Below are 23,175 nucleotides of genomic sequence, written 5' to 3'. Positions count from 1 at the left end.
GACCCTCCCGTTGATTATCAGGTGATACGGCGAATGCTTTCGGCGATCTCCTGCGGTTCAAACACGTTTTTCCAGTCGTCGCGCATCAGCGCGGGTATGCCGAACTCGATTGCCTTGTTGCAGGCATCCGAGAATACGCCGTCGACTTCCTTGAAGATGACCGCGCCCAGAACATTCATATGGCCGAGCAGGAAGTCGCGGGCCGCTTCTTCCGGTACGCCACGCCGCACGCATTCGTCCATTGCCTGGCGCATGACGACGAGAAGTGAGGCGCAGACGGTTTCCGAAAGACCCGGCTCCAGCATCGCCATTTGTTCGACCGTGACGCGATGCGAGCGCATGACGGGGGCCCAGATCACCTTTGCGATTTCTTCGCCCAGCGCGTAATCCGTTTCCGGCCCCTGCATGAGCGCCGAAACGATATGCTGCTTGGCGAAAAGACCACCGAAATGATCCTTCTTTGCCTGCATGTCCGTCTCGTCGTTGAAGATCGGCGGATGGCATGGGTGGGTGACGAAATAGGTCAGATCGGCGCGTTCGGGCAGATGACCTGCGAAGGGAGCTGCCGCGTCAAGCGCGATCACCATGGTGCCGGGCTTCAGCTTGTCGATAATGCCTGCGGCCACTTTTCCGATGAGGGTGTCCGGCACGGCCAGAATGACAACCTCGGCGCCTGCAAGGCCCTGATCGGCATCGACTGTATCGATGCCCAGATCGTTCTTCAGACGCGCCTTGCCTGCATCGCTGACTTCAATATGGCGGACGTCGAAGCGCGAGCCCTTCAAGTTCTTGGCCAGACGGTAACCCATCTTGCCGCCTGCGCCGAACAAAGCGATTGCTGTCATGGTTGAATTTTCCTCCGGTATCTTTGGTAACTTAACTGGTATAACCAGTCAATGAGTATTCCAGATTTCAGTTGGGTAAACCGTCGCGTATTTGGCTGAAATAATTGTCAGCGCCGACCTGCCCGCCTTTAAGTGCGATTTGCAGGCCATTGGTCGCAGTATCGCCACCATGTGCAGTGCAAAGCGGCGAGCCGGGTGTTTGCGGAAGCGGCAGCAGCGTGGTCAGCGCATCGACATGCAGCTCGCGCAGGGCGTGACTGGACGTGTCGCCACCAGCTATTACGGCGCGCGGCAGTTTTTCGCGCTCAACCAGACTGCGCAGGATCGAGCCCAGAATGCGCGCCAGTCGATGGCGGCTCCCGGCGATACGGTCGATTTCGCGACCGCGATCAGCAGAGGGGCCGAGCGCCGTGTTGAGAATGACGCTTCTGCCAGCCTGCAAGGTTTTTTGCGCATGTGCGACGGCGGTTTCCATCGCCTGCGCAGCATTTTCGCCAAGGAGTTCGAGCGGATCGAGATCGATGCCGACAAAACCGGCTGCGGTTGCGGTGCGGATCTGGCGTTCGGTCGTCGGCGAAACGCTGCCCGACACCACGGCGATACGATCCACTTTGCCCGGCAGAGGAAAATCTTTCCGAGCGCCGATCAGGCCCGCCTCCCGCCATGCGGCAAGCAGCGCATATTCGATGCCCGAGGAACCGGCGACAAACCAGCCTTGGGGGGCACGTAAACGCCAGATTTGTTCACCTGCGCGCAACTGGCTTTCGGTGCTATCCACATCGAACAGCACCATGCCGGTCGCCTTTTGCGTGATCGCGTCGATACGCTTATCCGCTTCAGATGCGGCCAGCGCTGCACTATCAACCAATTCGGCTTTCAATGTCGTTTGTTGGGCCAGATGCAAACGCAGATCTGCTTCATGCATCGGCGTCACCGGATGACGGCTCATCACCGGATGGCGATCAATCCGGTAGGTCTCACCCTGATAGGCTGCAAAGAGATTGCCGAAGGATGTGTAGCGCTTGAGTTGCGGCGCACCGACGACCAGCGGAACATAAGCCTGCTGAAAGACCGATTTGCCGATCTCGATCGCCTTGCCGATATTGCCGACATGCGGCGCGGAATCGAAAGTGGAACAGACCTTGTAGTGGCAAATTGCGGCATTGAGGCTACGCAGCCAGGCGAAGGCGGGTGTCAGATGCGCATCCATCCAATCCGGGGTTTCGCTGCGGCTGGTGCCTGCAAGACCAATGGCCCGGCAATGTCCAAAGCGCGATAGAAGAGCGTCATCCGGCTTGTTCATGAACAAGACAGTTTCGATGCCATTCGAACTGAGCGCTTCCATCACATCCGTGGAACCGGTCAGATCATCTCCGTAATAGGAAAGCAGCGGAGCGAGGCTGGTCATCCTTCGCCTCCATTGCCGAATTTCGCCAGCGAGGCTGCAAGTTCGGGGTGGTCTTTTGCGTAAACCTCAAGCGGAATGTCGGCCACTGCGGCCTCCCACGCCTGCTGTACAGCGCGAACCCCTGCTGCAGGTCCGCCGGGATGGCTGACGATTCCACCGCCGCACAAATAGAGGAGGTCGGTGGTGCGGCCCGTGCGTGCATAGGTTTCCGGTGCCTGTCCGCCCCATTGACCGGAGCCTGCAACTGGCAGCGGGCAATCGGAGGGATCGAAGAGCGGTGTACTGATCGCCTTGAACGACGAGACGAAGCTTTCGTCCGGCTCCCAATATTTCACGCGAATGCCATTGATCTGAAACTGATCGACGCCGAGCAGGCGCCAGAACTGCTGATAGACGCGGAAATCCATACCGGCGCCCGGATTGCGGGTCAGAACGTCCCAGCCATTGCGATGCGCATGCAGAACAAGACCCGAGCGCTTGCGCAGAAAACTCATGCCGCCGAAGCCGATGGAGTTGATATTGACCACGGCGCAATTGCCGCCCGCTTCGAGCACCATGTCATGGTTGCGCATCATCTCGTCGGGGTCGGCATGCGAGATGCCGAAGGCATACATGACCTTCTTGCCGGTCTTCTGTTCGTGATCGAGAATGCGCGGCACGATTGCCGCAATGCGTTCTTTCAGCGGGGAGTAAGCAGGACTCATCAGTTTTTCATCGTCCTTGATGAAATCCACGCCGGATTCAATCAACTCGCCCACCAGTTCCGCCGTTTCATGGGGACGCAGGCCAAGCGCGGGCTTGACGATGGTGCCAATGATCGGACGCTTTTCAACGCCGGTGAGCTTGCGGCTTCCCTCAATACCGAATTGCGGGCCGGGATGGGCGTCACGGAATGCCTGCGGCAACTTCATGTCGACGACGCGAATGCCGGTCATGCCCTTGATCGAATAGACCCCGCCAATAGCAATGGTCATGAGAGCGGCGAGATCGGTGCCGACCGCATCAAGCGGAAAAGCAATATCAACATCGGCGCGCCTGATCGGGCCGTGATCGCGTTCCAGTTCTGGCCAGGCTGGAACCTGCGCGTCTTCCAGAGGGCGGATATCCAGCACCTTGGCGGCGACGCGGGCCTTCAATTCCTCCGTTTCACCGGGAACAGCAACAAAAGTGCCGGTGGATTGATCGCTGGCGATCTTGGCCGCCATCTTCTCAATGTTGCTGGTGCTTTCTATGCGATAGGTCAAGCGGATGTTCATCGGAATTGCCGTCACTCGCTGTTTTACTCGCGCCAGCGAAAAGCGCATGGCGTTTGAATGCAAACTGGTATAATGAGTATTCCAACATGTGCAAGAGGAAAAATTGTGAGCCCCTGCATGTGGGTGTGGGTAACGGCTTTCATCTGCGCCGTTGAAGATGCATAAGGGAACAAAGCTCATGACTAGTGAGATGCCATGACCCAGCCAATCGAACCTATCGTTCGCCGTAAATTGTCAGACGAAGTTTTTGACCGGCTTGAAACCATGATCACGTCGGGCGAATTGCTGCCGGGCGATGAAATGCCATCCGAACGGGTTTTGATGGAACGCTTCGGCGTAGGTCGTCCGGCGATCCGCGAGGCAATGCAGTCGCTTGCAAAAATGGGTTTGGTCAGCATTTCGCATGGAGAGCGCGCGAAGGTTCTCAAGCTCACCGCAAGGTCGATATTTCAACAAGTGGACCCAACCGCGAAGATCATGCTTGCGCAGTCGATGGAGACGCTCGAGCATCTGAAGAGCGCGCGTATATTTTTTGAACGCGGCGTTGCACGTGAGGCGGCGCAGAAGGTGACTGCGCGCGATATTTCCGAATTGCGGGATATCATTGAACGGCAACGGCAGTCATTGGGTGATGCCAATGCGTTCATCGCCGCGGATATGGAGTTTCATATTCGCATAGCAAAGATTCTGGATAATCCGATCTTTGTGGCGGTCAGCGAAGCCATGCTGGCGTGGCTGAAAGAATACCACACACACATGCTGATCTGGACCGGCAAGGAAAAATACACGCTTGCCGAGCACACCGAAATTCTAGACCGTTTGGCCGAAAATGACGCTGAAGGCGCCGAGGCGGCAATGCTGGCGCATCTGAAGCGTTCACGCGACTTATATGTGAAGTGATCGACCGTTTTGGGTGAATTCCGTCGTAAGTTTGCATTGAGTACGGATTTTTCTGCTGCGTCTGCCCCAGACGTACATATTCCGATATATTTGCTTTTCCGGAAATAGAAGCGTGTATAATATTTATTTATTAATTATTATATTTTAAATATATTTTGGTGGAATCCATAAAATATATTTGAATTACTGCGCAATGAAGGCGGGAGCCTTCGTTGATTGTGTCAGTTTTGCAATTAATTAATGTCACTCTTGCCAATTTCAATTTATGTGGTGTAGCTTAAATAAGGGAATGCTGCATCTATCCGCTCTATATCAAAGGTATATACCTGACCGGAGGACCAAAGCATGAAAGCTCAAACTGAGCTTGCGTCACAGATAATTGGTTCAAATCGGCTTGAGAGTTTCGCTGACGGTCCGCCGTCGGGCGGGTAGCGTACGCACTACCAACTGGCACCAACACAATCATTGAGCTCCATTCATCCGCGACTTGTTCTTGGTGGATGACGTTTGAATGTGAGCGCGACGAACAACCCACCTTTTCTTTTGTGAATGAGGCCGCGAGATAAGCTCCTTCATCGATAGGAGCGGAATGGAATGGTTGGAGAACGCGCTGATGCCATGCTTGAAGTCATGGATGAAGGCATGCATGAAGCTAGGCATGAGGGAAAGTATCGTCGGATCGAGGTGATCACCGGTCGGCGCCAGCGGCGGAATTGGTCAGACGAGGAGAAGGCGCGGATCCTTGCGGAAAGCGCGGAACCTGATGTTAACATCTCGGCCGTTGCCCGGCGCTGGGGCGTCAATCGCGGCTTGCTGAACGTCTGGCGCCGGGACGCTGGGCTGACCTCCCAACGATCTGCGAGGTCCAGTGCGCAGCAGGCGATGTTCGTGCCCGTGACGGTGGTTGGCGATCGAACGCCTCCCGGAAGCTTGCCGTCGGATGTCGCCCACGTTGCCGCAGGTCGGATTGAGATCGAGATTGCTGGCGCGCGCATGACGGTTATGGGCCCGGTAGCACCTGAACTGGCGCAAGCGATGGTGGCGGCCTTGCGAGGTCGCCGGTGATCGGAGTTTCGCCGAGTGGCGTGAAGATCATGGTGGCGACGCAACCTGTCGACTTCCGGCGCGGTATGAATGGTCTTGTGGCTTTGGTGGCGTCAGCGCTTGCGGCCGATCCCTATTGTGGCGACGTGTTCGTGTTCCGCGCCAAGCGTCTGGATCGACTTCGCTGCATTTACTGGGATGGGTCAGGCATGATCCTGGCGACAAAGTGGTTGGAAAGCGGAAAGTTTGTTTGGCCCCCGATCCGCGATGGTGCGATGCAGATGAATGCCCAGGAGTTCTCACTTTTACTGGCGGGCATTGACTGGACACGGGTCAAGCGAAACGCGGTGAGACGACCCTCAAAAGTAGGCTGATCCTATTGGTTTTGCTTGAAGATTCAGGTTCATATGGTAGGGTCAGTCATGCTGCTTCGACCCGATCCCTTGCCTCAGGATGCTGCGCAATTGACCCGGATCATTCTCTCGCTCGACGAAGAGAATGCCGACCTCAAAGCGCGTATTGTCTTCCTTGAGCGCCAGCTCTTCGGGACGAAATCGGAGAAGATGACGATCATCGATCCGGCCCAGGCAACACTCGACCTGGGCGATCCAGGCGATATTCCCGTTGCAGCCAATGACGATGCCGCACCGGCCGATGAAGACAAAACACAGGCACGGCGATCGCCTGCCCGCAATATCGGCCGTTTGCCCAAGCATCTTCCGCGCTATGAAGAGATCATTGAGCCGGAGAGCAAGATTTGCCCTTGCTGTTCGTTCGAACTGCATTGCATCGGCACGGACGTCAGCGAGGCGCTCGACATCGTACCTGCTGTTGTCCGGGTCAAACGGACGATCCGGCCGCGCTATGCATGCCGGGCCTGTGAGAGTGCCGTCGTGCAAGCACCTGCACCGGCGCGCGTGATGGACGGTGGCATGGTGACCACTGCGTTTGCCGCGCATGTCGCTGTTTCGAAGTTTGCCTGGCATCTCCCGCTCAATCGTCAGGCGCAAATGCTGGCCTCCTGCGGTGTCATCATCGATCGCGGCACGCTTGGCGCCTGGGTAATGCGGGTCGCCTGGTGGCTGGAGCTTCTCTATGACGCGCTTACCGCCTTTATCCGCTCGCAGCCGAGAGTGTTCTGTGACGAGACGCCGTTGCCCCGGCTCGAGCCGGGCCGCAAACGAACCAAGGTCTGCCAGTTATGGGCGCAGGCGGTTGACGACCGTCCCTGGAATGGTCCGGCACCGCCGGCTGTGGCCTATATCTTTACCGAAAGCCGCAGCGCCCGCGAGATCGAGGGACAATTGTCGTCGTTTACCGGCGTGCTTCAAGTCGATGGATACCAAGCCTATAAAACCATGGTCAAACGTCGGGGCAAGAGCAATGTCGCACCCATGCGGCTAGCCTTCTGCCTTGCCCATGCCCGGCGCAAGTTCGTTGATGTCGTCAAGCTGACGGGTTCTTCGGAGGCTTTGTCGATCCTTGCCAGGATTGCGGAAATCTATCGGATCGAAGCAAAACTGCGCGGCGAAAGCGCCGATACCCGGCTCGTCGTGAGACGTCGGGAGGCAGCTCCAGTCATGAGGGAGCTGAAGGCCCACCTCACCGAACTGCGCGACGAGGTGTCGGCGAAATCGGCACTTGGCAAGGCCGTCAGCTACACGCTCAACCATTGGAGCGGGTTGACAGCCTGCCTTGATGATGGCCGGATCGAGGTCGACTCCAATGTGGTCGAGCGTTCAATGAAATCCGTGGCCCTGACGAGGAAGAATTCGTTGTTCGTGGGCAACGAGCGGGGTGGAAAGACTTTCGCTGTCCTCGCATCGCTCGTCAACACCTGTAAACTGAATGGTGTGGACCCCGAGGTCTGGCTTGCCGATGTGCTGGAGCGCATCATCTCCGGCAAAGTGAAAGCCAACGAAATGGAAAGTCTCCTGCCGTGGGCCTGGAAGGCTGAGCGTGAAGCGATGACACAGCAGGAGCGACGGGCGGCATGACACCGAACAGCCAGGCGACGACGGCACGACCGAAGCTCGATGACGAGGCGTTCGAAGCCTTTATCAGGGCACGTCGTCCGGCATCGCCAATCTGGTCAATGAGCGGTCTCGATGGTTATCTTACGGCTCTCATCATCGGCCCGAAGTTCATCGACCCACGCAAGTGGATCCCGGAACTGACCGGCCAGGACGCCCTGAACTTGCCGATGCAAACAACCGAACATCGGGCCGTGCAGACGATCGTTGCGGAATATAACCGTATCTCCGCGAACCTTTCCGAAACCCCGAAAGACCACAGGCCCAGGTTCACCAGGATCGATGACCAAACCTTTGATCCGTTCGATTGGGACCTCTGCTTTTTGCTGGCAACAGGATACGCGCCGAGGCTTTGGCAGCCGGTTCTTCGAGGTCATGCCGGGACTGGCGATATCATTGCGCCCATCCGCAAGCTCGGCGAGACAAAACGGAAAGCGACCCGCCAGGATGCTGCTGACGTCGCCGAAGCACTCGTCAATATCCGAACCTACTTTATGCCGAAGCGGGCAAAACAGAAGTTCTGAAAGAAAGTGCTATTGCGATCCCGTCAACGCCGAAAGCAGTGGGCTGTTCGTCGCGCTCACGTTTGAATTGCGGTGCAGTGCATAAAACTGAATAGCATGCGTCTTTATCATCCCCGACAACAAAGGAGAATTGCCGTGACTTTTGTTAAAGCCAAGGATGGAACAGAGATTTTTTACAAGGATTGGGGCCCGAAGGATGCGCAGCCGATTCATTTCCACCATGGTTGGCCATTAAGCGCCGACGATTGGGATAATCAGATGCTATTCTTCCTAAAGGAAGGCTTCCGCGTTGTTGCTCACGATCGTCGCGGCCATGGCCGGTCGAGCCAGGTCAGCGAAGGGCACGATATGGATCACTACGCGGCCGATGCTTCGGCCGTCGCGGAACATCTCGATCTTCGCAATGCCATTCATATAGGCCACTCAACCGGCGGCGGCGAAGTCGCTCGTTATGTCGCCCAACACGGCCAGCCACAAGGTCGTGTCGCCAAAGCCGTGCTGGTCAGCTCTGTTCCACCACTGATGGTGAAGACAGAGAATAATCCTGAGGGTACTCCGATCGAGGTGTTCGATGGCTTTCGCGCCGCTCTCGCCGCCAATCGCGCTCAGTTTTTCATCGATGTGCCGGCCGGCCCTTTCTATGGCTTCAACCGCACGGGAGCGGAGCCTTCACAAGGCGTGATAGATAATTGGTGGCGGCAGGGCATGATGGGCAGCGCCAAGGCGCATTATGAAGGCATAAAAGCCTTCTCGGAAACTGACCAGACTGCGGACTTGAAAGCGATTACAGTCCCCACCCTAGTGCTTCAGGGCGATGATGACCAAGTCGTTCCCTATAAAACTGCCGCGCTTATGCAAGACAAGCTGCTGCAAAACAGCAAGTTGATCATCTATCCGGGTTTCTCGCACGGAATGCTAACGGTCAATGCAGATGTGGTTAACGCCGATTTGCTCGCCTTTATTCGCAGCTAAGAGATAGATGCGCCGGTATTTTCCGGCGCATTTTTCTTGATTTATTGCGTTTCGCTTTTTGCCAGATGTTGAAAGTTGAACTATTGGAGCGGCGGTTCAAAAAACCAATTGCTCAATTTCCTTTCAATGTGGCCCCAGAACATAGGCTGCATGATGAAATTCGGAACGGGAGTACGTTACGGTAAAGTCGCCTCCGCAGATCGGCGGGCAGGAAAGCCGAGAATAACCTCTATACGGGATAGTTTTTGGGTAAACGCAGCCTGTTTCCAGCACTGTGTTCACCCTCGTTATATTTAAACAGGCTCAACGATATCAAAGGGACTGGCACAAGCGGGTTTTAGCTACACGACTTCAATTCGCCCCTTCATATTGGGATGAAACCGGCAATAGTAATCAATGTTGGCTTTGTCCGTGATGACCCTACTCGCCCGTTTCCCGGGTGGTATCATGATTTCCCATCCACCTTGAACTGCAGCGGTAGGAGCCATCGGGTCCTTATTTGTCCACTCAACGGTCCAGCCTGCCTTTACTTTGACAATGCTCGGTTCCCCACTTCCGTTATGATATACCTTTGTAGGTCCGCGCGTCAGCGATATTGGAAAAGTTCACCATCAGGAACCGGCTTGCCGGTTATCGCGGCTGTGATGTTTTGCGATGCGATCATGGCAAAGGTAATTCCGTTGCCACCGAAACCCATGGCTGCGAATATGCGTTCATATCCCGGTACACGGTCGATGATCGGCAAGCCATCTTTCGTAATTCCGAATGGCGAGGACCAGATATAATCTGGCTTATCGATCGCAATTCCGGTGAGGTCTTTCAGCTTTTTCGCGATGATGGCCGCTTTATATGCCAGCTTCTTTGGATCGTGGCTGCTTTCTTGCGCCTGCTCGTCTTCACCCCCGGCGATGATGCGCCCAAATGCATCAGTTCTCAAATAAAGATAGGGATCAGCAGCTTCCCAGACGAGCAAGTTGCGCATCCAACGGGGCACACCAGACATAGGCTTAGAAGCGATTGCCCAGGTCGATATGATGCTGTGCCATTTGGTTTCCATCTGGGGGAGATATTCATAACCGGTGCAAAACACGGCATGTTCCGCAACCAGAACTTCGCCCTTTCGGGTCGCTAGAGCTACGCCGGAGGGCATCTCAGCCATATCGGTGATCTCGACAGGAGAAACAATATGGGCATTGCGCGTCAGCGCCTTGTGCAGAAGCCCGGCGGTCAGCTGTGCTGGATTGGCAGATGCGGAAACATCCGACAAAATCGCGGCGGGACGATCCACTCCGAAGCGCGCAATCAGAGCTGCGCGGTTGAGATAGTCGGCTTTGATGCCGATCTCGTTGCGCGCGACCACCTCTTTGGCCAATGATTGTGCGCCCATTTCGTTGCCTGCGAGATAGAGCGCTGACTTGCGATGCATCTGACAATTGATCTCAAGCCGGGCGGACAAATCGATCAAGTCCTGCACAGCTTGTGCTGACCGAATCCAGGCCGCATTGGCTGGTGCGGCTCCGATTTTCCTGCGCAGTTGCGTGAGAGGTATGTCGATTTCATGCTGGATCATTGATGTGGACGCCGAGGTTGATCCGCGTACAGGTGGCCGGCGGTCAACGATCAACACGCTTTTTCCACTGCGGGTCAGTGCTTCCGCCATCAAAGCCCCGGAGATGCCTGCGCCGATGACGATAACGTCAAAAGACTGATCGGGAAGATGCCGGTCCGCTCGCACCCTGGAATTCGGAGTTTTTATCCAGAAGGGAATTCCGGTTCGCAACTTGTCTTTGCGGGTTGCAGCATCATGATCTGCCATGAACAATCTCCTCCAAAGATACGTGAGAACGGGATTTATGAGCGTTTGTGGCAGCCATTGATCTGATCGCGGACTGAAAAGCTGGAACATCTGCCATGGTAATAGGTTTTGAGGCAAACAGTTCCCTTAAAATCATCGAGGTGCAGGCATGACCAAGTCCAAAAAGTGGTCGGCAGAAGTGACCGAGCATAGCGATGCGCTGACACTGGAGCCGCATATTTTCGAAGATAATGATCCGAAGAAGATTGCGCTTTCACTGAAACGTTCGGCCGATCACAGTCGAAAGCGCAAAACCACTCCATTCCAATCGGCGATGTCGATGCTGACTTTTTATATCAATCGTGCTGGCACAAAGCTGCCGAAAGAGCGCAAACGAATATTGGAGCTGGCGAAAACTGAATTGCGCAGTGCTTACGGAAAGCCGGAGAAACGTTAGACAGCCGACGGAACAATCGCCTCTGCGACAGGTTCGGCCCTTCTGGAAAAGAGGAAGGAAATCCGATGAAAACGCTGCAACCCGATACCGCAAATGCTGCCCAATTCAAGAAGAAGGCTCTGGAATTGCAATCGGGCGATCCCCCGGAATTACCATCGCCTGAACCCGAAAAAGTCCCCCAGCAGCCGCCGGAGACCATACCCCAGCCCGATGGTGATCCCATTGGTCCTGACGAACCGGACCAAATACCGCCGCTTCCCGATCCCGGGCCACCTTGGCCGGAACCGGACAACCCAAGCCAGCCCATGATGTTTTAATGGCTACCTGGATAGGGGTGGTTCTTCAATAAATGGGCAAGATGGACACAATTTGCAGCGACCATTTTCGTCGTTGAAGCAACGACTTCGGGAATTGTGTTGAGATCGACGAAGTTGGTTGATTGCATCGCTTCACCCACCCAATAGGTGACGGCATTCGCTGGCAAGGTAAAACCAACATCGTTCAAAGCCTGATATAGCTCTGCGGATACGTGATGAGCTCCATCCTCATTGCCAACCACAACCACCGCAGCAACACAGTCATAGGAAGGCATCCGGTTCTTATCGTCTGTTTCGGAAAGAAAGGCATCCATGCGTTCCAAAACACGTTTGCAGATGCTGGATGGCTGTCCGAGCCAGATCGGGGTGCCGAGAATAAAAATGTCCGAATCTAAAATCTTTTGCCGCACCATGGGCCATTCATCTTCGTCGCTTTCGCGGGATGACACACCCGGCTCGATATTGAATGCGCTCAATCGCAGATGTTCGGTCTCTACCCCATATGGAATGAGATGAGAATCCAGATAGCGTAACAGTTCATCGGTCGAGGACGGCGTATGATCCGCCTTGCCTTTCAATGTCGCATTCAGCGCGAGCGCCTTGAGGGGGATGGGGATTGGAGAAGTCGTCGTCATTACGTATCTCTATTTTTCTTCGTGGTGTTGGACTTTGGCTCGCTTAAAGCATCGGAGAGATTTCTGCGGTCGGGATCTGACAGGCTGTGTCCCGCTGCATCGCGTTGTTTGTCGGGATTATCTTCTGCCGGTTCATAACCGCGCGGTCGGTTTTCCGGTGGACCTTCCCATTTTGGTTTTTGATCGGTCGTTCCCGGCTTCGGTGCATGTTTTCCCATTGTCCAGCCTCCATTGATTAGGGAGGTCTAACTTCTCAAAACCACATATGTTTCGAACCAAATCGGTTTCTGTCGAAAGACTTGCGGGAACGCAGTCTACTTCGGGCGGTGTTGTTTTGCTCTTCGGGTCGCATTACGCAGCAATTCCTCAACATTCACTTTTGTAGTTTGTTCTCCGTTTTCGTCCTCAATTGCCGTCCGTATCGCTTCGACTTCGCTTTCGGTGAGGTGTTCAATGCCGATAAGCTGTGAACGCGCGCCTTCCAGACAACGAATGACTTCGTCCAGCTTCGCCTCCACTGCCGTGGAATCGCGGTTTTGCGAATTCTGGATCAGAAAGACCATCAGGAAAGTGATGATCGTTGTGGCTGTGTTGATGACAAGCTGCCAGGTGTCGGAAAAGCCAAATATCGGACCCGAACAGGCCCATATGAGTATGAACCCCAAAGCAACGCCGAACGCATAGGATGTCCCTGCCAGTTCAGCGATGGTCTGGGAGAGACGAGTGAAGAACTTTTCCATGGCAATTGCTCCTCCAGGATAGTGGAAGCCGACACAGCGCTCCATTGAAACTTATTTGACTGGGATCGGTTCCTTCGTGGCGAAGTCTATAAAGTAAAACGGCGTTGTCGAATTCCGAGGCTCCGGAAGAAATCAGCAAGAGGTCGCCGGAACATTTGCTCTACGAGATCGTTGGGCCAGGGAGGTTTATGGCGATGATTACACCCAACAAAACCACCGATAGTGCCCGTGTCTATCGAGCGCCGGGCGGTCAGAAAGCGGAATCTGAACGGCGCCGTGGATTGCAGGAAGGCCGTATCTATCTGATCTGGTGGATGGTCATTCTCGCGATCATCTGCATCGGTTACGCCACTACGTTCTGGATATGACGAGGAAGCCCAGCCGCACAAGCTTATCAAAAGCCAATCGATTGAGGACACCATCATGACTGAGCAAGAGCAAAACCCGACTCCATTGACTAAAGATGAGGATATCAAGTTTCTCGCCGAGAACTCGGATCTTTCGCCGCTACAGGCACGGGAATTGATCGAACGTTTGGGACACCGTGACCGGCAGAAGCTTCTCGCAGAGGCCAAAAAGTTCAAGGCGGAAAGCTAGTGTGGTGTCGGATGACAGTTGCCCGGAACAAGTTCGCGGTTCTGCGAGTTTACCCGAACAGGTAATCTGACACGGAATGAGGAAGCCATGGCTATCCGCGCAAACTGGAAAGGCCAGCTGAAAGTCGAGCAGCTTTTGATGCCTGTCGGTCTTTATACGGCGGTATCAACCTCCGAGCGGGTTTCGTTCCATCTGGTCAATCGCAAAACGGGCAATCGTCTCAGCCGCGAATTTGTCGACAGCGATACAGGCAAACCTGTTCCGCGCGAAGAACAGATCAAGGGATATGAAATCTCTTCCGGTCGTTATGTGAGTTTCGATGATGATGAAATCCAGTCGGCCATCCCGGACAGCAACAAAACGTTGAATGTCACTCATTTTGTCAAATATGGTGATATCGATGATGTTTATCTGGATCGCCCCTATTATCTGGCGCCTGTTGATGATGACGAGGTCTTCTCGCTTTTTCGCGACGGTATGAAAGCCGAAAACGTTGCGGCGGTCGCAGAGGCGGTGCTTTTCCGCCGCGCGCGCAAAATTCTCATCCGCGCGGAGGGCGATGGATTGATCGCAACGACGCTTAATTTTGATTATGAAGTTCGTCCTGCGAACGAAGCTTTTTCAAATCTCGAAGCATTCAAATTCGACCGGGAAATGCTCGATCTGGCTAAGCATATCATCGACACCAAGATGGGTCGTTTCGATCCCTCAAGCTTCGACGACCGTTATGACGCGGCGCTTGCCGAGCTGATAAAAGCGAAGATCGAAGGCAAGCCGCTCAAAAAGCCTGCCGCTCCAAAGACTGCTGACGTGATCGATCTGAAGGAAGCCTTGCGTAAGAGCGCAGCCATGAGCGCGCCGAAGAAAAAACCGGCGAAAACTGCGACAAGCAAAGCGAAGCCCCGAAAGGCCGGATGATGGGACAGCCGCTTGAAACCTATAACAAGAAACGCGACTTCAGCCTGACGAAAGAGCCGCGCGGCAAGGCGGGGCGGAGCAAGGGCGACCTTTTTGTGGTGCAGAAACACGACGCGCGCCGGTTGCACTATGATTTCAGGCTCGAAATGGACGGCGTGTTGAAAAGCTGGGCGGTCACGCGTGGACCAAGTCTGGTGCCCGGTGAAAAGCGTCTGGCTGTCCATGTGGAGGATCATCCTCTCGAATATGCCGGTTTTGAAGGCACAATCCCCAAGGGCGAATATGGCGGCGGCACAGTCATTGTCTGGGACAATGGGCAGTGGAAGCCAATCGGCGATCCACACAAACAGTACAATAAGGGGCACATGGAATTCGAACTGGATGGCGAAAAGCTCAAGGGCCGTTGGCATCTCGTTCGAATGCATGGAAAGCCCGGTGAAAAGCGCGAAAACTGGCTGCTCATAAAGGGGGAGGATGAGTTTGCGCGGGAGGCAAACGATCCGGATATTCTCGAGGAAGAACCGCAATCGGTAAAAACCGGGCGGGTTATTGCCGAGGTGGAAGATGAAGCGCCGGGCTGGTCATCCAAAACCGGGCCTATCGCTAAAACCCGCGTTGCCAAAGAAAAGGCGCAACCTCTGCCGAAGCTCGCCAAAAAGGCTGCGATGCCGCAGTTCATCGAACCGCAATTGGCGACGTTGGTATCCGCTGCTCCAGAAGGGAGCCGCTGGATTCACGAAATCAAGTTTGATGGCTATCGTATTCAAGCGCACGTTTTAAACGGCAATGTCGTGCTTTATTCGCGCAGTGGGCTGGATTGGACCGAAAAATTCGGCCAAGCGATCACAAAAGATATTCTGGCGACCGGCGTCGACAATGCCATTTTGGATGGAGAAATTGTGGTGGAAAGCGGCGCGGGCTTGTCGGATTTTTCCGCGTTGCAAAGCGATTTGAGCGAGGGGCGTTCGGATCGCTTCGCCTATTATCTCTTTGATCTCCTCTATCTTAATGGCCGCGATTTGCGTCAAGTGCCGTTGGTCGAGCGCAAGGCGCTGCTGGCAAAGCTTATCTCCCCTTCGATGGCCACATTACGCTATAGCGAGGCTTTTGATGCCGACGGAGAAGCTGTGTTGAACAATGCCTGCGGTCTGGGGCTGGAAGGCATCGTCTCGAAGCTGAGCGAGGGCCTTTATAGTTCGGGACGCAGCAAAGACTGGCGCAAATCGAAATGCATCGGACGACAGGAATTTGTCATTGCGGGCTTTGTACCTTCCAGCGCAACGCGCGATGCCATCGGTTCGTTGTTGCTGGGCGTTCAGGAAAAGAGAGGTCTCGTTTCGGTCGGGAGGGTCGGAACCGGATTTTCGGTCAAACTGGCCAAAGATCTTTATAAAAAGCTCAACGCGATGCGTCAGGAGAAAAGCCCCTTTGCCACGACGCTGACAGCTGAAGAAAAGCGCGGCGCGATATTCGTCAGACCGCAGCTCGTTGCAGAGATCGAGTTTCGCGCATGGACCGCAGACAGGAGATTGCGCCACGCGTCTTTCCGCGGCTTGCGGGACGACAAGGCCGCGAAGGAGGTCATCTTGGAGAAAAGTGCCATGCCAGCCCGGCCCGAAAAAGCAGCTCCCGAAGAAGCCGATGTGAAGCTCACCCACCCGGACCGTGTATACTGGCCGAAAGAGGGTATCACCAAACAGGGATTGGCGGATTATTACGCCGAGGTCTGGCCGCGCATTGAGCCGTTTATCATCAATCGGCCACTGGCTTTGCTGCGCTGTCCCACAGGCATCGACGGCCAGCACTTCTTCCAGAAACACGCGTGGAAGGGTCTGAACGAACATATTGTTGAGGTTGATGATCCGTCTGAGAAGGATGAAGAACCGTACATAGCAATCAAGGATTTCGACGGTCTGATCGGTTTGGTGCAGGCCGCCACGCTGGAAATACATCCATGGGGATCGACCCTTAAAAACTGGGAACTGCCAGATATATTGACGATGGATCTCGACCCCGGAGACGGTGTGGCCTGGGAGCGCGTCGTCGAAGGCGCTTTTGAAACAAAGGAGCGGCTTGAGAAACACGGCCTCACCACTTTTGTAAAAACGTCGGGCGGCAAGGGGCTGCATGTCGTCGTGCCGTTAAAACCGAAGGCCGACTGGGAAAGTCTGAAGGCTTTCACCAAGGCAATCGCCGACGAGATGGCGGCGGATAGTCCTGATCGCTACGTATCGACTATTTCCAAAGCCAAACGCAAAGGCAAAATCCTCATTGATTACTTGCGCAATCAACGCGGTATGACTGCGGTTGCGCCATATTCGCCTCGCGCTCGTCCGGGGGCAGCGGTTTCCATGCCGCTCGCATGGAACGAAGTGAGCCCGGCAATCGGCCCGACCCATTTCACCATAGTGAATACGCCGACGCGGCTTGCGGCTTTAAAGAACGACCCTTGGGACGATTTCCGCAAAGCGGCAAAACCTTTGCCGAAGCGGTAAGGGAACGCGCCAAAATAAGTAGTTAGCGCTGTTTTTTCTCGTTGGCGAGACTTTTGCGCAAAGCATCCATGATGTTGATAACATTGCCGCTGGTCGGCGGGGGCGTGGCGCTGGATTTTGCCTTTGCGGGTGCTTTTGTTTTCTTCTTCTTGGCGGCGATCATCGATTTCAGATTCCTCTGAACCGGGTCCTTCAGCAAATCCGGATTCCAGTCTTCCGTCTTATCCTTGATCAGCTTACGAACCATGGAAAACAGCTTTTTATCGGGCTTTTCGCCCCTGATATTTGAAAAATAATCCTCAGGTTTTCGCACTTCATCGCCGAAATGCAAGGTCCATAAGACAATACCTGGTCCACGTGGCTCCAGAAGGACGGCTCGTTCGCGCCGGTACATCACCAGTCGCGCCAAGCCGCAGACGCCGCTTTTGTCCATCGCTTCCCGAATGACGGCAAAGGCTTCTTGCCCAACCTTGTCAGCGGGTGAGAGATAATGGGGCTTGTCGTACCAGATCCAGCCGATGTTATCGCGTTCTACGAATTTATCGATATCGATGGTGCGTGTGCTTTCGAGGGCCACCGCTTCCAGCTCATCATCTTCAAGGAGGATATAGTCGCCTTCCGCTTTCTCAAAGCCCTTGATCTCGTCCTGATCGCGCACAGGCTTGTGCGTCACTGAATCGACATAGCGGCTGATGACCCGATTGCCTGTTTTGGCGTTGAGCGTGTGAAAGCGCACTTTCTCGCTGTCGCTGGTCGCCGGCATCAACTCGACGGCACAAGTGACGAGCGACAGTTTCAGATAGCCTTTCCAGAATGCGTGCGGCACCGTTTCATCCCCTTTCAGGTGGAGGATAACCAATTGAAGGCTGGAAGGTTCCGGTTCAGGGCCGCGCTGGAACCTGTTAGGCGTTTGGGTGGTTATCAGCGAAGGAGATTCCGCCACAGCCATTTCGGGGAAGCACCATTGCTCGAAAAATCGCCGATCCCGCATCGCCTGATCCATGTCACTGATACCGAGCCGGGCCTAAAGCGCATTCGTTGCGGCACGGGCTTTCGTTATCTCGATTGCCATAGACATGCGGTCAGTGCGGGGGAAAAGGTGCGGATAGCGGCCTTGGCCATTCCGCCCGCATGGAACGACGTCTGGATATGTCTCGACCAGCATGGCCACATACAGGCTACAGGCCGCGACGCACGCGGCAGGAAGCAGTATATCTATCATCCTGCGTGGATGGCAGAGCGCGGACAGAGCAAGTTTTCAAGCTTGCAGGCTTTTGGTCAGAAGCTCAGCGGTCTCCGGCAAAAGATCGACGCAGACATACGGCGACGTTCCCTCGGTCGGGAAAAGGTGGTCTCAACCGTCATCTGGATGATGGACAGACTGTTGCTGCGCGTTGGCAACCCTAACTATGCGCGGGAGAACAACAGTTTTGGCATCACCACCTTGCGCAATCGCCATGTCAAGGACGACGGAGCAGGCTTGCGTCTGGTTTTCACGGGCAAGTCGGGCAAGAGCTGGAACCTGAAACTGTCCGACAGGCGGATTGCACGGATTGTGCGGTCAGTACAGGAGCTGCCGGGGCAGCAACTGTTCCAATATATCGATGACGAGGGAGCCCGGCGTGCCGTTTGCTCGCAAGATATCAACGATTATCTGCGAGACGCCATGGGGGCAGAATTTACCTCCAAGCATTTTCGCACCTGGGCTGCGACCGCAGAGGCAGTTGAAGCACTCTGCTCGACGGAATTACCTGAAAGCGAAGCGGCCAGAAAGCGCGTGCTCAATCAAGTGATTGACGGTATCGCGCAATCGCTTGGCAATACGCGGGCGGTTTGTCGCAGCGCCTATATTCATCCGGGTGTTATCGAGCATTGGGAGCAGGGTACGCTAGCTGGCGAAGTGGAGGCCGCCGGGGCGAACCGGCTTGTGGCGCCTCGGCTGAGCAAAGCCGAACGCAACACGCTGAAATGGCTGATGGCGAATGCCTGAATAACGGAACTATTTCTCCCGCATCTGGTTAGTCATGAACTGACAAGGAAGGACGCAATTATGAAAACGGCCAAGTTTCTGCTCGGAATTTCGGGGTTAGCACTGGGATTTGCTCTGGCAAGAGCAGCATCGCCGCAAGTGCCCAAAGGCGTTGTGCCGGTGAAACCGTTCGATCTTTCCCGCTATCTTGGAAAATGGTTTGAGCTTGGCCGTATTGAAAACCGCTTCGAACGCGGTCTCACGCGCACAACGGCGGAATATTCTCTGAACCCTGATGGAACCGTCCGCGTCGTCAATAGCGGGTTTGATCCATGGAAAGGCCGTTCGACAAGTGCGACCGGTACTGCAAAATTTGTAGGCGCGTCCGACGAAGGTGCGTTGAAAGTGTCCTTCTTCGGCCCATTCTATGGCGGTTATAACATTGTTGATCTTGATGAGAATTACGAGTGGGCGATCATCGTCGGGTCAAGCCGCAACTATTTCTGGGTGCTTTCCCGATCCACAGTTCTCACCGACGAACTGAAGGCCCGTGCGGTAGCCGTGGCGTTGCTTCTGGGGATTAATCCCGACGCGATCCACTGGATACCGCAGGAGAAGCCGCTGTAGAGGCCGCTCATTCCACAGGATGATTTGCCATCTCCCTGCAGGATGCGGCGCAGCGTTCGCAAGCCGCCACACATTCTTCCATACCATCCAGCGCGCGACAGCTTTCCGCGCAGTCGGCGCATATCCGGGCGCAGAGCCTGCATAGATCATTGTGGATGGGGCTCTTAAGCATCATCACGTGCGCCGCAGTACGACAAAGTTCGGCGCAGCCCAGCATGGTTCTGAAATGTTTTGGTTCGACATGTGCGTCTCCACGTTCCAGACAATGGTTGGAAGCCATCTCGATACAAGTGCGATAGCAGTCGAGACAGGCGGCGATGCTTTCAGTCTGCTTGGCATCGTGCATTTTCCGGTTCCTCCTTTGACATGTTCGAACCCCAAACCACGAAATGGCGTTATTGTTTCAAATGGAACAGAAGCGTATTTTTGCGGTTATGCCTCGGGATGCTCCAGGAGGAGAGCCGATGGCTAGTGGAAAATGGAAAAAGCGAATCCGTCGGGCCAAGGCTGGCCACGAACTGGAGCAGGCGGCAGCACTTCCCTATCGGTTTGAAAATGGCCACCTTAAGATCATGCTGGTCACGTCGCGCAGCACGCATCGCTTCACCTTGCCGAAAGGCTGGCCGATGAAAAAGCGTAGTCTCGCCGACGCTGCACGTATTGAAGCCCTTGAAGAAGCGGGGATTGAAGGAAAAGTCAGCCGTTCTACGATCGGCCACTATCTGTATTGGAAGCGCCTGAAAAGAGTTTTCATCCCGGTTAAGGTGAGGGTCTATCCGTTGCATGTTCAATGCGAAAACGCCCGTTGGCCAGAACAGAAGCAGCGCCAGCGCAAATGGCTTTCGCTGGATGAGGCGGGTCTGCTGGTGGACGAGCCGCAATTGATGAGCCTCATTGCGTCCCTCGATACCGATCATCGAGCCTAATTTTGTGGGAACATAAACTGCGCTTGTCGGTTAGGTGCTGGTCTGAGCCCAGAAAACTCGTCCAAAGGAGAATGAGATGGACGATCATCACATCCCCAAGCAACTCCGACAAGAGCATAAAAAGACATCAACAACGCCTGATAAGAATTCCGAAAAGTCGAAGGACCAGAAGGCCACTGACAGTCTAAGGGACCGCGATGACAAGGAGCATTGGCTCTACGCGCAACGCGTGCCAGACAAATGAGAACGCTCCTTCTCTTGGCCATCGGTGTGGTGTTGCTTCTGGTGGTAGGGTCTCTATTTTATCCTTCCACCGATGACGATGCTGGAACACAGCCTTCGCCCCATTCTTTACAGACGGATCCTCCCGATTGAAGCGCCCGCTTAAAGCGGGCGCTTTCTTTTAGAGAATCGGCTTTCCGCCCGTGACTGCAATGGTTGCGCCTGACGTATAGCTCGATAGTGGATCTGCCAGCATGACAAAGGCGGAGGCAAGTTCCGCAGGTTGGGCGGGTCGTTTCATCGGCGTCTGTTTGCCGAATGATGCAACAGCCTCTTCCGGCAATGTGGAAGGGATCAGGGGCGTCCATACCGGACCCGGCGCCACCGCATTGGCGCGAATGCCTTTTTCAGCCAGCAATTGCGCAAGCCCAGCAGTGAAATTCTGGATAGCGCCCTTTGTCGTTGCATAAGCCAGCAAGGTTGGGTTGGGCATATCCGAATTGATCGAAGCCGTGTTGATGATCGCGGATCCCGGTTTCATATGAGGCAGGGCGGCCTTTGTCAGATAGAACATTGCGTGGATGTTCACACGGAAGGTCAGATCCCATTCTTCATCGCTGATATCTTCCAACGCGTTAAAACTGGCCTGATGCGCGGCATTATTGACCAGGATATCGATCTGCCCAAATTCTTTGGCGGCGCGCTCTGCAATTTCCCGGCAGGTCTGGGAACGCTGAATATCGCATTTCATCAAAACGGCCTTGCGGCCCTCTGCCTCGATCAGCGACCGCGTTTCAAGCGCATCGGCCTCTTCCTGAAGATAGGCGATCAGAACATCAGCACCTTCTCGTGCAAAGGCGATAGCTACGGCGCGTCCGATCCCGCTATCGCCGCCCGTGATGATGGCTTTTCGTCCTTCCAGCTTGCCGGAACCCTTGTAGCTTGCTTCGCCATGATCAGGCTTGGGATTCATCTTTTCCGTCAAGCCTGGCATGGCCTGATGCGGCGTATCGAAGGGAGGGGCGGGATATTGTTTATTCATAACGGGTTGTCCTTCCTCAGCATTATTATCGCTTCGGATCTAACCACCGGAATCCTCCGGTGTTCCCATCATGTGGCGTAGAATGTGTCCGTGACGTTCGGGACTACTGTTCCAGACCGCGACGACGAAAAAGAGCTTCGGCAATGACCGACAGATCATTGTCACGATTACTCAGTACGAAGCCGGTAAAGCCCTTGTTATCACTCGCCGGATTCATGGACAGGGCGAAAATGAACGGCGTCGATCGCGTTTCAAGCGCATCGACAAGCGGCAATACAGTTGCCGGCTCCAGCGCCACATCAAGTATAGCGGCGTCGACTTCTTCGTTTTGGAGAAAATGGAGCGCTTGCTCGGTCGTGTTGACGGGGCCAAGAATTACAGCACCAATCGCACCAAGTTTGCGACCGGTTTCCTCCGAAAGAAGAAAACTGTCTTCGAAAACGAGAATGCGCTTGCCCGAAAATGAATACATGGCCCTATCATTTAGACTTATCATAACAAGTAGTTAGTTAGTCATGTCCGAAGGCAAAACGCAAGATATCGGGCGATGGTTTTGCGCTTCAATCAAAACGCTATGAACAGGCAGTTCGACAGTTTTTCGTTCATCAACCATCGACGATATCGTGCAGCTTATGGCGGGCGCGATGCAGACGGCTTTTCACTGTACCAATCGAACAAGCGCAAATTTCAGCTGTACGTTCATAGCTTTTACCTTCCAGCACCACCAGCGAAAGCACACGGCGATATTTCTGTGGCAAGGTTTTAAGCGCGATCTGCACATCATGTGCTTCGAGCGTATATTCCTGTGAAGCACCGACGCTTGCGGTCGGCGATATACATTCGGCAACACCGGGCGCTTCTCGCTTTTGCAACCGGATGCGGGTGCAAAATGTGTTGCGCATAATGGTGAAAAGCCAGGATTTCAGCGGGGAATAAGGGATATATTTCTCCCGGTTTGCCAGGGCTTTAACGAGCGTTTCCTGTACGAGATCTTCGGCATCTTCCCGTTGGCTATAAAAAGTGCGCGCAAATGCGCGCAATGCCGGGATCATATCAACAAGCTCGTCCGGTTCCAACGTGTAGTCGGAATGGAGGGGGCAAGACATCAGTCTGACCTTTCCGAACCAACGGTTCGGTTTGAGTGTGGGGCGGCTTATGCCGCCCCTTTTTTGTCACGAGTTCTTGTGGCTTTGCTGCCCCGCCTTCACATGCTGCTCGTGTGAGCCGCCGCGTGAGGAAGACTGCTGATTATTGCCACCGCTAGCCTGCTTGCCGTCGTTCTTATGGCTTTGCTGACCAGCCTTGACATGTTGTTCGTGGGTGCCACCCTGGGTATGGCTTGGTGTATGACTCTGGGCCATTATCTTTCCTTCCGGTGGGTTTCATGCTTTCCAAGGTTGTTGTGTCGCGCGTGACATAAGCCTAACCCGACCGGCGCGCCGATGTTCCGTGC

29 protein-coding genes are annotated in these 23,175 nt (G+C 54.7%); 16 read left to right on the top strand and 13 right to left on the bottom strand.

The window, feature by feature from the left end; translation table 11 throughout:
* Nucleotides 1–17 precede the first annotated feature (17 nt).
* The 3 genes from WIX40_RS19485 to oiaX all read right to left on the bottom strand — a co-directional run bounded on the left by WIX40_RS19485 (nucleotide 18) and on the right by oiaX (nucleotide 3,509).
* Entirely contained in the window at nucleotides 18–845 is an 828-nt protein-coding gene (locus WIX40_RS19485; protein WP_109365881.1) for a phosphogluconate dehydrogenase C-terminal domain-containing protein, read from the bottom strand.
* A gap of 67 nt (nucleotides 846–912) precedes the next feature.
* Complete coding sequence (locus tag WIX40_RS19480) at nucleotides 913–2,253, bottom strand: four-carbon acid sugar kinase family protein (protein ID WP_339441551.1); 1,341 nt, start codon at nucleotides 2,251–2,253, stop codon at nucleotides 913–915.
* Nucleotides 2,250–3,509 carry a 3-oxo-isoapionate-4-phosphate decarboxylase OiaX gene (oiaX, locus tag WIX40_RS19475; protein ID WP_339441549.1) on the bottom strand — a complete coding sequence of 420 codons (1,260 nt, stop codon included), beginning with the start codon at nucleotides 3,507–3,509 and terminating at the stop codon, nucleotides 2,250–2,252. The genes WIX40_RS19480 and oiaX overlap by 4 nt, the downstream gene beginning before the upstream one ends.
* Before the next feature lie 195 nt (nucleotides 3,510–3,704).
* Between oiaX and WIX40_RS19470 the strand changes: the two genes are divergently transcribed.
* The 6 genes from WIX40_RS19470 (at nucleotide 3,705) to WIX40_RS19445 (ending at nucleotide 8,982) form a co-directional block, all read left to right on the top strand.
* Nucleotides 3,705–4,409 carry a transcriptional regulator NanR gene (locus WIX40_RS19470; RefSeq protein WP_140025713.1) on the top strand — a complete coding sequence of 235 codons (705 nt, stop codon included), beginning with the start codon at nucleotides 3,705–3,707 and terminating at the stop codon, nucleotides 4,407–4,409.
* Nucleotides 4,410–5,003: 594 nt separating this feature from the next.
* Nucleotides 5,004–5,474, top strand: coding sequence for an IS66-like element accessory protein TnpA (gene tnpA / locus WIX40_RS19465; RefSeq protein ID WP_043062545.1), 471 nt, complete (start codon nucleotides 5,004–5,006; stop codon nucleotides 5,472–5,474).
* Nucleotides 5,471–5,827 carry an IS66 family insertion sequence element accessory protein TnpB gene (gene tnpB, locus WIX40_RS19460; protein ID WP_043062544.1) on the top strand — a complete coding sequence of 119 codons (357 nt, stop codon included), beginning with the start codon at nucleotides 5,471–5,473 and terminating at the stop codon, nucleotides 5,825–5,827. The genes tnpA and tnpB overlap by 4 nt, the downstream gene beginning before the upstream one ends.
* Nucleotides 5,828–5,875: 48 nt before the next feature.
* Entirely contained in the window at nucleotides 5,876–7,450 is a 1,575-nt protein-coding gene (gene tnpC / locus WIX40_RS19455; RefSeq protein ID WP_043062543.1) for an IS66 family transposase, read from the top strand.
* Nucleotides 7,447–8,010, top strand: a complete 564-nt coding sequence (locus WIX40_RS19450; protein ID WP_112591117.1) for a UPF0149 family protein — start codon at nucleotides 7,447–7,449, stop codon at nucleotides 8,008–8,010. The genes tnpC and WIX40_RS19450 overlap by 4 nt, the downstream gene beginning before the upstream one ends.
* Nucleotides 8,011–8,106: 96 nt before the next feature.
* Nucleotides 8,107–8,982: an alpha/beta fold hydrolase gene (locus WIX40_RS19445; protein WP_210205534.1), complete on the top strand. Its 876-nt coding sequence runs from the start codon at nucleotides 8,107–8,109 to the stop codon at nucleotides 8,980–8,982.
* 586 nt (nucleotides 8,983–9,568) lie between these two features.
* Here WIX40_RS19445 and WIX40_RS19440 read toward each other — a convergent pair.
* The gene (locus WIX40_RS19440; protein WP_339441548.1) at nucleotides 9,569–10,888 is read right to left on the bottom strand and encodes an NAD(P)/FAD-dependent oxidoreductase; all 1,320 of its coding nucleotides are present in this window, start codon (nucleotides 10,886–10,888) and stop codon (nucleotides 9,569–9,571) included.
* Nucleotides 10,889–10,946: 58 nt separating this feature from the next.
* On the opposite strand from WIX40_RS19440, the gene WIX40_RS19435 reads away from it, so the two are divergent.
* A complete protein-coding gene (locus WIX40_RS19435) occupies nucleotides 10,947–11,234 on the top strand; it encodes a DUF3175 domain-containing protein (RefSeq protein ID WP_109365888.1) in 288 nt (95 codons plus the stop codon).
* A 65-nt stretch (nucleotides 11,235–11,299) separates the two neighbouring features.
* Nucleotides 11,300–11,551 carry a hypothetical protein gene (locus WIX40_RS19430; protein WP_339441546.1) on the top strand — a complete coding sequence of 84 codons (252 nt, stop codon included), beginning with the start codon at nucleotides 11,300–11,302 and terminating at the stop codon, nucleotides 11,549–11,551.
* Here the strand turns inward: WIX40_RS19430 and WIX40_RS19425 are convergent.
* The 3 genes from WIX40_RS19425 to WIX40_RS19415 all read right to left on the bottom strand — a co-directional run bounded on the left by WIX40_RS19425 (nucleotide 11,548) and on the right by WIX40_RS19415 (nucleotide 12,926).
* Nucleotides 11,548–12,162: a flavodoxin family protein gene (locus WIX40_RS19425; RefSeq protein ID WP_319080415.1), complete on the bottom strand. Its 615-nt coding sequence runs from the start codon at nucleotides 12,160–12,162 to the stop codon at nucleotides 11,548–11,550. The genes WIX40_RS19430 and WIX40_RS19425 overlap by 4 nt on opposite strands.
* Before the next feature lie 23 nt (nucleotides 12,163–12,185).
* Nucleotides 12,186–12,404 carry a hypothetical protein gene (locus tag WIX40_RS19420; protein WP_339441544.1) on the bottom strand — a complete coding sequence of 73 codons (219 nt, stop codon included), beginning with the start codon at nucleotides 12,402–12,404 and terminating at the stop codon, nucleotides 12,186–12,188.
* A 96-nt stretch (nucleotides 12,405–12,500) separates the two neighbouring features.
* Complete coding sequence (locus WIX40_RS19415) at nucleotides 12,501–12,926, bottom strand: low affinity iron permease family protein (protein ID WP_109365891.1); 426 nt, start codon at nucleotides 12,924–12,926, stop codon at nucleotides 12,501–12,503.
* A gap of 194 nt (nucleotides 12,927–13,120) precedes the next feature.
* On the opposite strand from WIX40_RS19415, the gene WIX40_RS19410 reads away from it, so the two are divergent.
* The 4 genes from WIX40_RS19410 to ligD all read left to right on the top strand — a co-directional run bounded on the left by WIX40_RS19410 (nucleotide 13,121) and on the right by ligD (nucleotide 16,936).
* Nucleotides 13,121–13,294 (top strand): hypothetical protein, encoded by a 174-nt coding sequence (locus tag WIX40_RS19410; protein WP_180918034.1) that lies wholly within the window; start codon nucleotides 13,121–13,123, stop codon nucleotides 13,292–13,294.
* Nucleotides 13,295–13,349: 55 nt separating this feature from the next.
* Nucleotides 13,350–13,523 (top strand): hypothetical protein, encoded by a 174-nt coding sequence (locus tag WIX40_RS19405; RefSeq protein WP_339441542.1) that lies wholly within the window; start codon nucleotides 13,350–13,352, stop codon nucleotides 13,521–13,523.
* Between the two features lie 87 nt (nucleotides 13,524–13,610).
* Complete coding sequence (gene ku / locus WIX40_RS19400; RefSeq protein WP_339441541.1) at nucleotides 13,611–14,441, top strand: non-homologous end joining protein Ku; 831 nt, start codon at nucleotides 13,611–13,613, stop codon at nucleotides 14,439–14,441.
* A complete protein-coding gene (gene ligD, locus WIX40_RS19395; RefSeq protein ID WP_339442360.1) occupies nucleotides 14,441–16,936 on the top strand; it encodes a DNA ligase D in 2,496 nt (831 codons plus the stop codon). Before ku (WIX40_RS19400) ends, ligD begins: the two co-directional genes overlap by 1 nt.
* A 22-nt stretch (nucleotides 16,937–16,958) precedes the next feature.
* Here ligD and ku (WIX40_RS19390) read toward each other — a convergent pair whose 3' ends face one another.
* Entirely contained in the window at nucleotides 16,959–17,762 is an 804-nt protein-coding gene (ku, locus tag WIX40_RS19390; protein ID WP_339441540.1) for a non-homologous end joining protein Ku, read from the bottom strand.
* A 138-nt stretch (nucleotides 17,763–17,900) separates the two neighbouring features.
* Between ku (WIX40_RS19390) and WIX40_RS19385 the strand changes: the two genes are divergently transcribed.
* Together WIX40_RS19385 and WIX40_RS19380 are read left to right on the top strand one after the other, a co-directional pair.
* Nucleotides 17,901–18,926, top strand: a complete 1,026-nt coding sequence (locus WIX40_RS19385) for a DNA topoisomerase IB (RefSeq protein ID WP_339441539.1) — start codon at nucleotides 17,901–17,903, stop codon at nucleotides 18,924–18,926.
* A 60-nt stretch (nucleotides 18,927–18,986) separates the two neighbouring features.
* On the top strand, nucleotides 18,987–19,532 hold the full coding sequence (locus WIX40_RS19380; protein WP_339441537.1) for a lipocalin family protein: 546 nt from the start codon (nucleotides 18,987–18,989) through the stop codon (nucleotides 19,530–19,532).
* Nucleotides 19,533–19,539: 7 nt separating this feature from the next.
* On the opposite strand, the gene WIX40_RS19375 is transcribed toward WIX40_RS19380, so the two are convergent.
* A complete protein-coding gene (locus WIX40_RS19375; protein ID WP_339441536.1) occupies nucleotides 19,540–19,878 on the bottom strand; it encodes a four-helix bundle copper-binding protein in 339 nt (112 codons plus the stop codon).
* Nucleotides 19,879–19,939: 61 nt separating this feature from the next.
* Between WIX40_RS19375 and WIX40_RS19370 the strand changes: the two genes are divergently transcribed.
* Nucleotides 19,940–20,458 (top strand): NUDIX hydrolase, encoded by a 519-nt coding sequence (locus tag WIX40_RS19370; RefSeq protein WP_339441535.1) that lies wholly within the window; start codon nucleotides 19,940–19,942, stop codon nucleotides 20,456–20,458.
* 76 nt (nucleotides 20,459–20,534) lie between these two features.
* Nucleotides 20,535–20,702 carry a hypothetical protein gene (locus tag WIX40_RS19365; protein WP_171318211.1) on the top strand — a complete coding sequence of 56 codons (168 nt, stop codon included), beginning with the start codon at nucleotides 20,535–20,537 and terminating at the stop codon, nucleotides 20,700–20,702.
* Nucleotides 20,703–20,861: 159 nt separating this feature from the next.
* Here WIX40_RS19365 and WIX40_RS19360 read toward each other — a convergent pair whose 3' ends face one another.
* The 4 genes from WIX40_RS19360 to WIX40_RS19345 all read right to left on the bottom strand — a co-directional run bounded on the left by WIX40_RS19360 (nucleotide 20,862) and on the right by WIX40_RS19345 (nucleotide 23,083).
* The gene (locus tag WIX40_RS19360) at nucleotides 20,862–21,722 is read right to left on the bottom strand and encodes an SDR family oxidoreductase (protein WP_339441533.1); all 861 of its coding nucleotides are present in this window, start codon (nucleotides 21,720–21,722) and stop codon (nucleotides 20,862–20,864) included.
* 103 nt (nucleotides 21,723–21,825) lie between these two features.
* Nucleotides 21,826–22,194 carry a response regulator gene (locus tag WIX40_RS19355; RefSeq protein ID WP_235859007.1) on the bottom strand — a complete coding sequence of 123 codons (369 nt, stop codon included), beginning with the start codon at nucleotides 22,192–22,194 and terminating at the stop codon, nucleotides 21,826–21,828.
* 133 nt (nucleotides 22,195–22,327) lie between these two features.
* The gene (locus WIX40_RS19350) at nucleotides 22,328–22,828 is read right to left on the bottom strand and encodes a sigma-70 family RNA polymerase sigma factor (protein WP_339441531.1); all 501 of its coding nucleotides are present in this window, start codon (nucleotides 22,826–22,828) and stop codon (nucleotides 22,328–22,330) included.
* A 66-nt stretch (nucleotides 22,829–22,894) separates the two neighbouring features.
* Nucleotides 22,895–23,083, bottom strand: coding sequence for a hypothetical protein (locus WIX40_RS19345; protein WP_109365901.1), 189 nt, complete (start codon nucleotides 23,081–23,083; stop codon nucleotides 22,895–22,897).
* Nucleotides 23,084–23,175: the final 92 nt, after the last annotated feature.

This window comes from Ochrobactrum teleogrylli, from assembly GCF_037482325.1.
GTDB lineage: Bacteria > Pseudomonadota > Alphaproteobacteria > Rhizobiales > Rhizobiaceae > Brucella > Brucella teleogrylli.
This window is presented reverse-complemented; position numbering and strand designations above follow the sequence as displayed.

What these genes read in the sequence shown, in the direction of transcription:
- WIX40_RS19450 (WP_112591117.1), top strand. Translation starts at nt 7,447, where the DNA reads ATGACACCGAACAGCCAGGCGACGACGGCACGACCGAAGCTCGATGAC.
- WIX40_RS19365 (WP_171318211.1), top strand. Translation starts at nt 20,535, where the DNA reads ATGGACGATCATCACATCCCCAAGCAACTCCGACAAGAGCATAAAAAG.
- WIX40_RS19420 (WP_339441544.1), bottom strand. Translation starts at nt 12,404, where the DNA reads ATGGGAAAACATGCACCGAAGCCGGGAACGACCGATCAAAAACCAAAA.
- WIX40_RS19370 (WP_339441535.1), top strand. Translation starts at nt 19,940, where the DNA reads ATGGAACAGAAGCGTATTTTTGCGGTTATGCCTCGGGATGCTCCAGGA.
- ligD (WP_339442360.1), top strand. Translation starts at nt 14,441, where the DNA reads ATGGGACAGCCGCTTGAAACCTATAACAAGAAACGCGACTTCAGCCTG.
- WIX40_RS19380 (WP_339441537.1), top strand. Translation starts at nt 18,987, where the DNA reads ATGAAAACGGCCAAGTTTCTGCTCGGAATTTCGGGGTTAGCACTGGGA.
- WIX40_RS19485 (WP_109365881.1), bottom strand. Translation starts at nt 845, where the DNA reads ATGACAGCAATCGCTTTGTTCGGCGCAGGCGGCAAGATGGGTTACCGT.
- WIX40_RS19405 (WP_339441542.1), top strand. Translation starts at nt 13,350, where the DNA reads ATGACTGAGCAAGAGCAAAACCCGACTCCATTGACTAAAGATGAGGAT.
- ku (WP_339441541.1), top strand. Translation starts at nt 13,611, where the DNA reads ATGGCTATCCGCGCAAACTGGAAAGGCCAGCTGAAAGTCGAGCAGCTT.
- WIX40_RS19360 (WP_339441533.1), bottom strand. Translation starts at nt 21,722, where the DNA reads ATGAATAAACAATATCCCGCCCCTCCCTTCGATACGCCGCATCAGGCC.
- oiaX (WP_339441549.1), bottom strand. Translation starts at nt 3,509, where the DNA reads ATGAACATCCGCTTGACCTATCGCATAGAAAGCACCAGCAACATTGAG.
- WIX40_RS19415 (WP_109365891.1), bottom strand. Translation starts at nt 12,926, where the DNA reads ATGGAAAAGTTCTTCACTCGTCTCTCCCAGACCATCGCTGAACTGGCA.
- tnpC (WP_043062543.1), top strand. Translation starts at nt 5,876, where the DNA reads ATGCTGCTTCGACCCGATCCCTTGCCTCAGGATGCTGCGCAATTGACC.
- WIX40_RS19410 (WP_180918034.1), top strand. Translation starts at nt 13,121, where the DNA reads ATGATTACACCCAACAAAACCACCGATAGTGCCCGTGTCTATCGAGCG.
- WIX40_RS19440 (WP_339441548.1), bottom strand. Translation starts at nt 10,888, where the DNA reads ATGTTCCAGCTTTTCAGTCCGCGATCAGATCAATGGCTGCCACAAACG.
- WIX40_RS19350 (WP_339441531.1), bottom strand. Translation starts at nt 22,828, where the DNA reads ATGTCTTGCCCCCTCCATTCCGACTACACGTTGGAACCGGACGAGCTT.
- WIX40_RS19345 (WP_109365901.1), bottom strand. Translation starts at nt 23,083, where the DNA reads ATGGCCCAGAGTCATACACCAAGCCATACCCAGGGTGGCACCCACGAA.
- WIX40_RS19430 (WP_339441546.1), top strand. Translation starts at nt 11,300, where the DNA reads ATGAAAACGCTGCAACCCGATACCGCAAATGCTGCCCAATTCAAGAAG.
- tnpA (WP_043062545.1), top strand. Translation starts at nt 5,004, where the DNA reads ATGGTTGGAGAACGCGCTGATGCCATGCTTGAAGTCATGGATGAAGGC.
- WIX40_RS19435 (WP_109365888.1), top strand. Translation starts at nt 10,947, where the DNA reads ATGACCAAGTCCAAAAAGTGGTCGGCAGAAGTGACCGAGCATAGCGAT.
- WIX40_RS19355 (WP_235859007.1), bottom strand. Translation starts at nt 22,194, where the DNA reads ATGTATTCATTTTCGGGCAAGCGCATTCTCGTTTTCGAAGACAGTTTT.
- WIX40_RS19445 (WP_210205534.1), top strand. Translation starts at nt 8,107, where the DNA reads ATGCGTCTTTATCATCCCCGACAACAAAGGAGAATTGCCGTGACTTTT.
- WIX40_RS19375 (WP_339441536.1), bottom strand. Translation starts at nt 19,878, where the DNA reads ATGCACGATGCCAAGCAGACTGAAAGCATCGCCGCCTGTCTCGACTGC.
- WIX40_RS19480 (WP_339441551.1), bottom strand. Translation starts at nt 2,253, where the DNA reads ATGACCAGCCTCGCTCCGCTGCTTTCCTATTACGGAGATGATCTGACC.
- WIX40_RS19470 (WP_140025713.1), top strand. Translation starts at nt 3,705, where the DNA reads ATGACCCAGCCAATCGAACCTATCGTTCGCCGTAAATTGTCAGACGAA.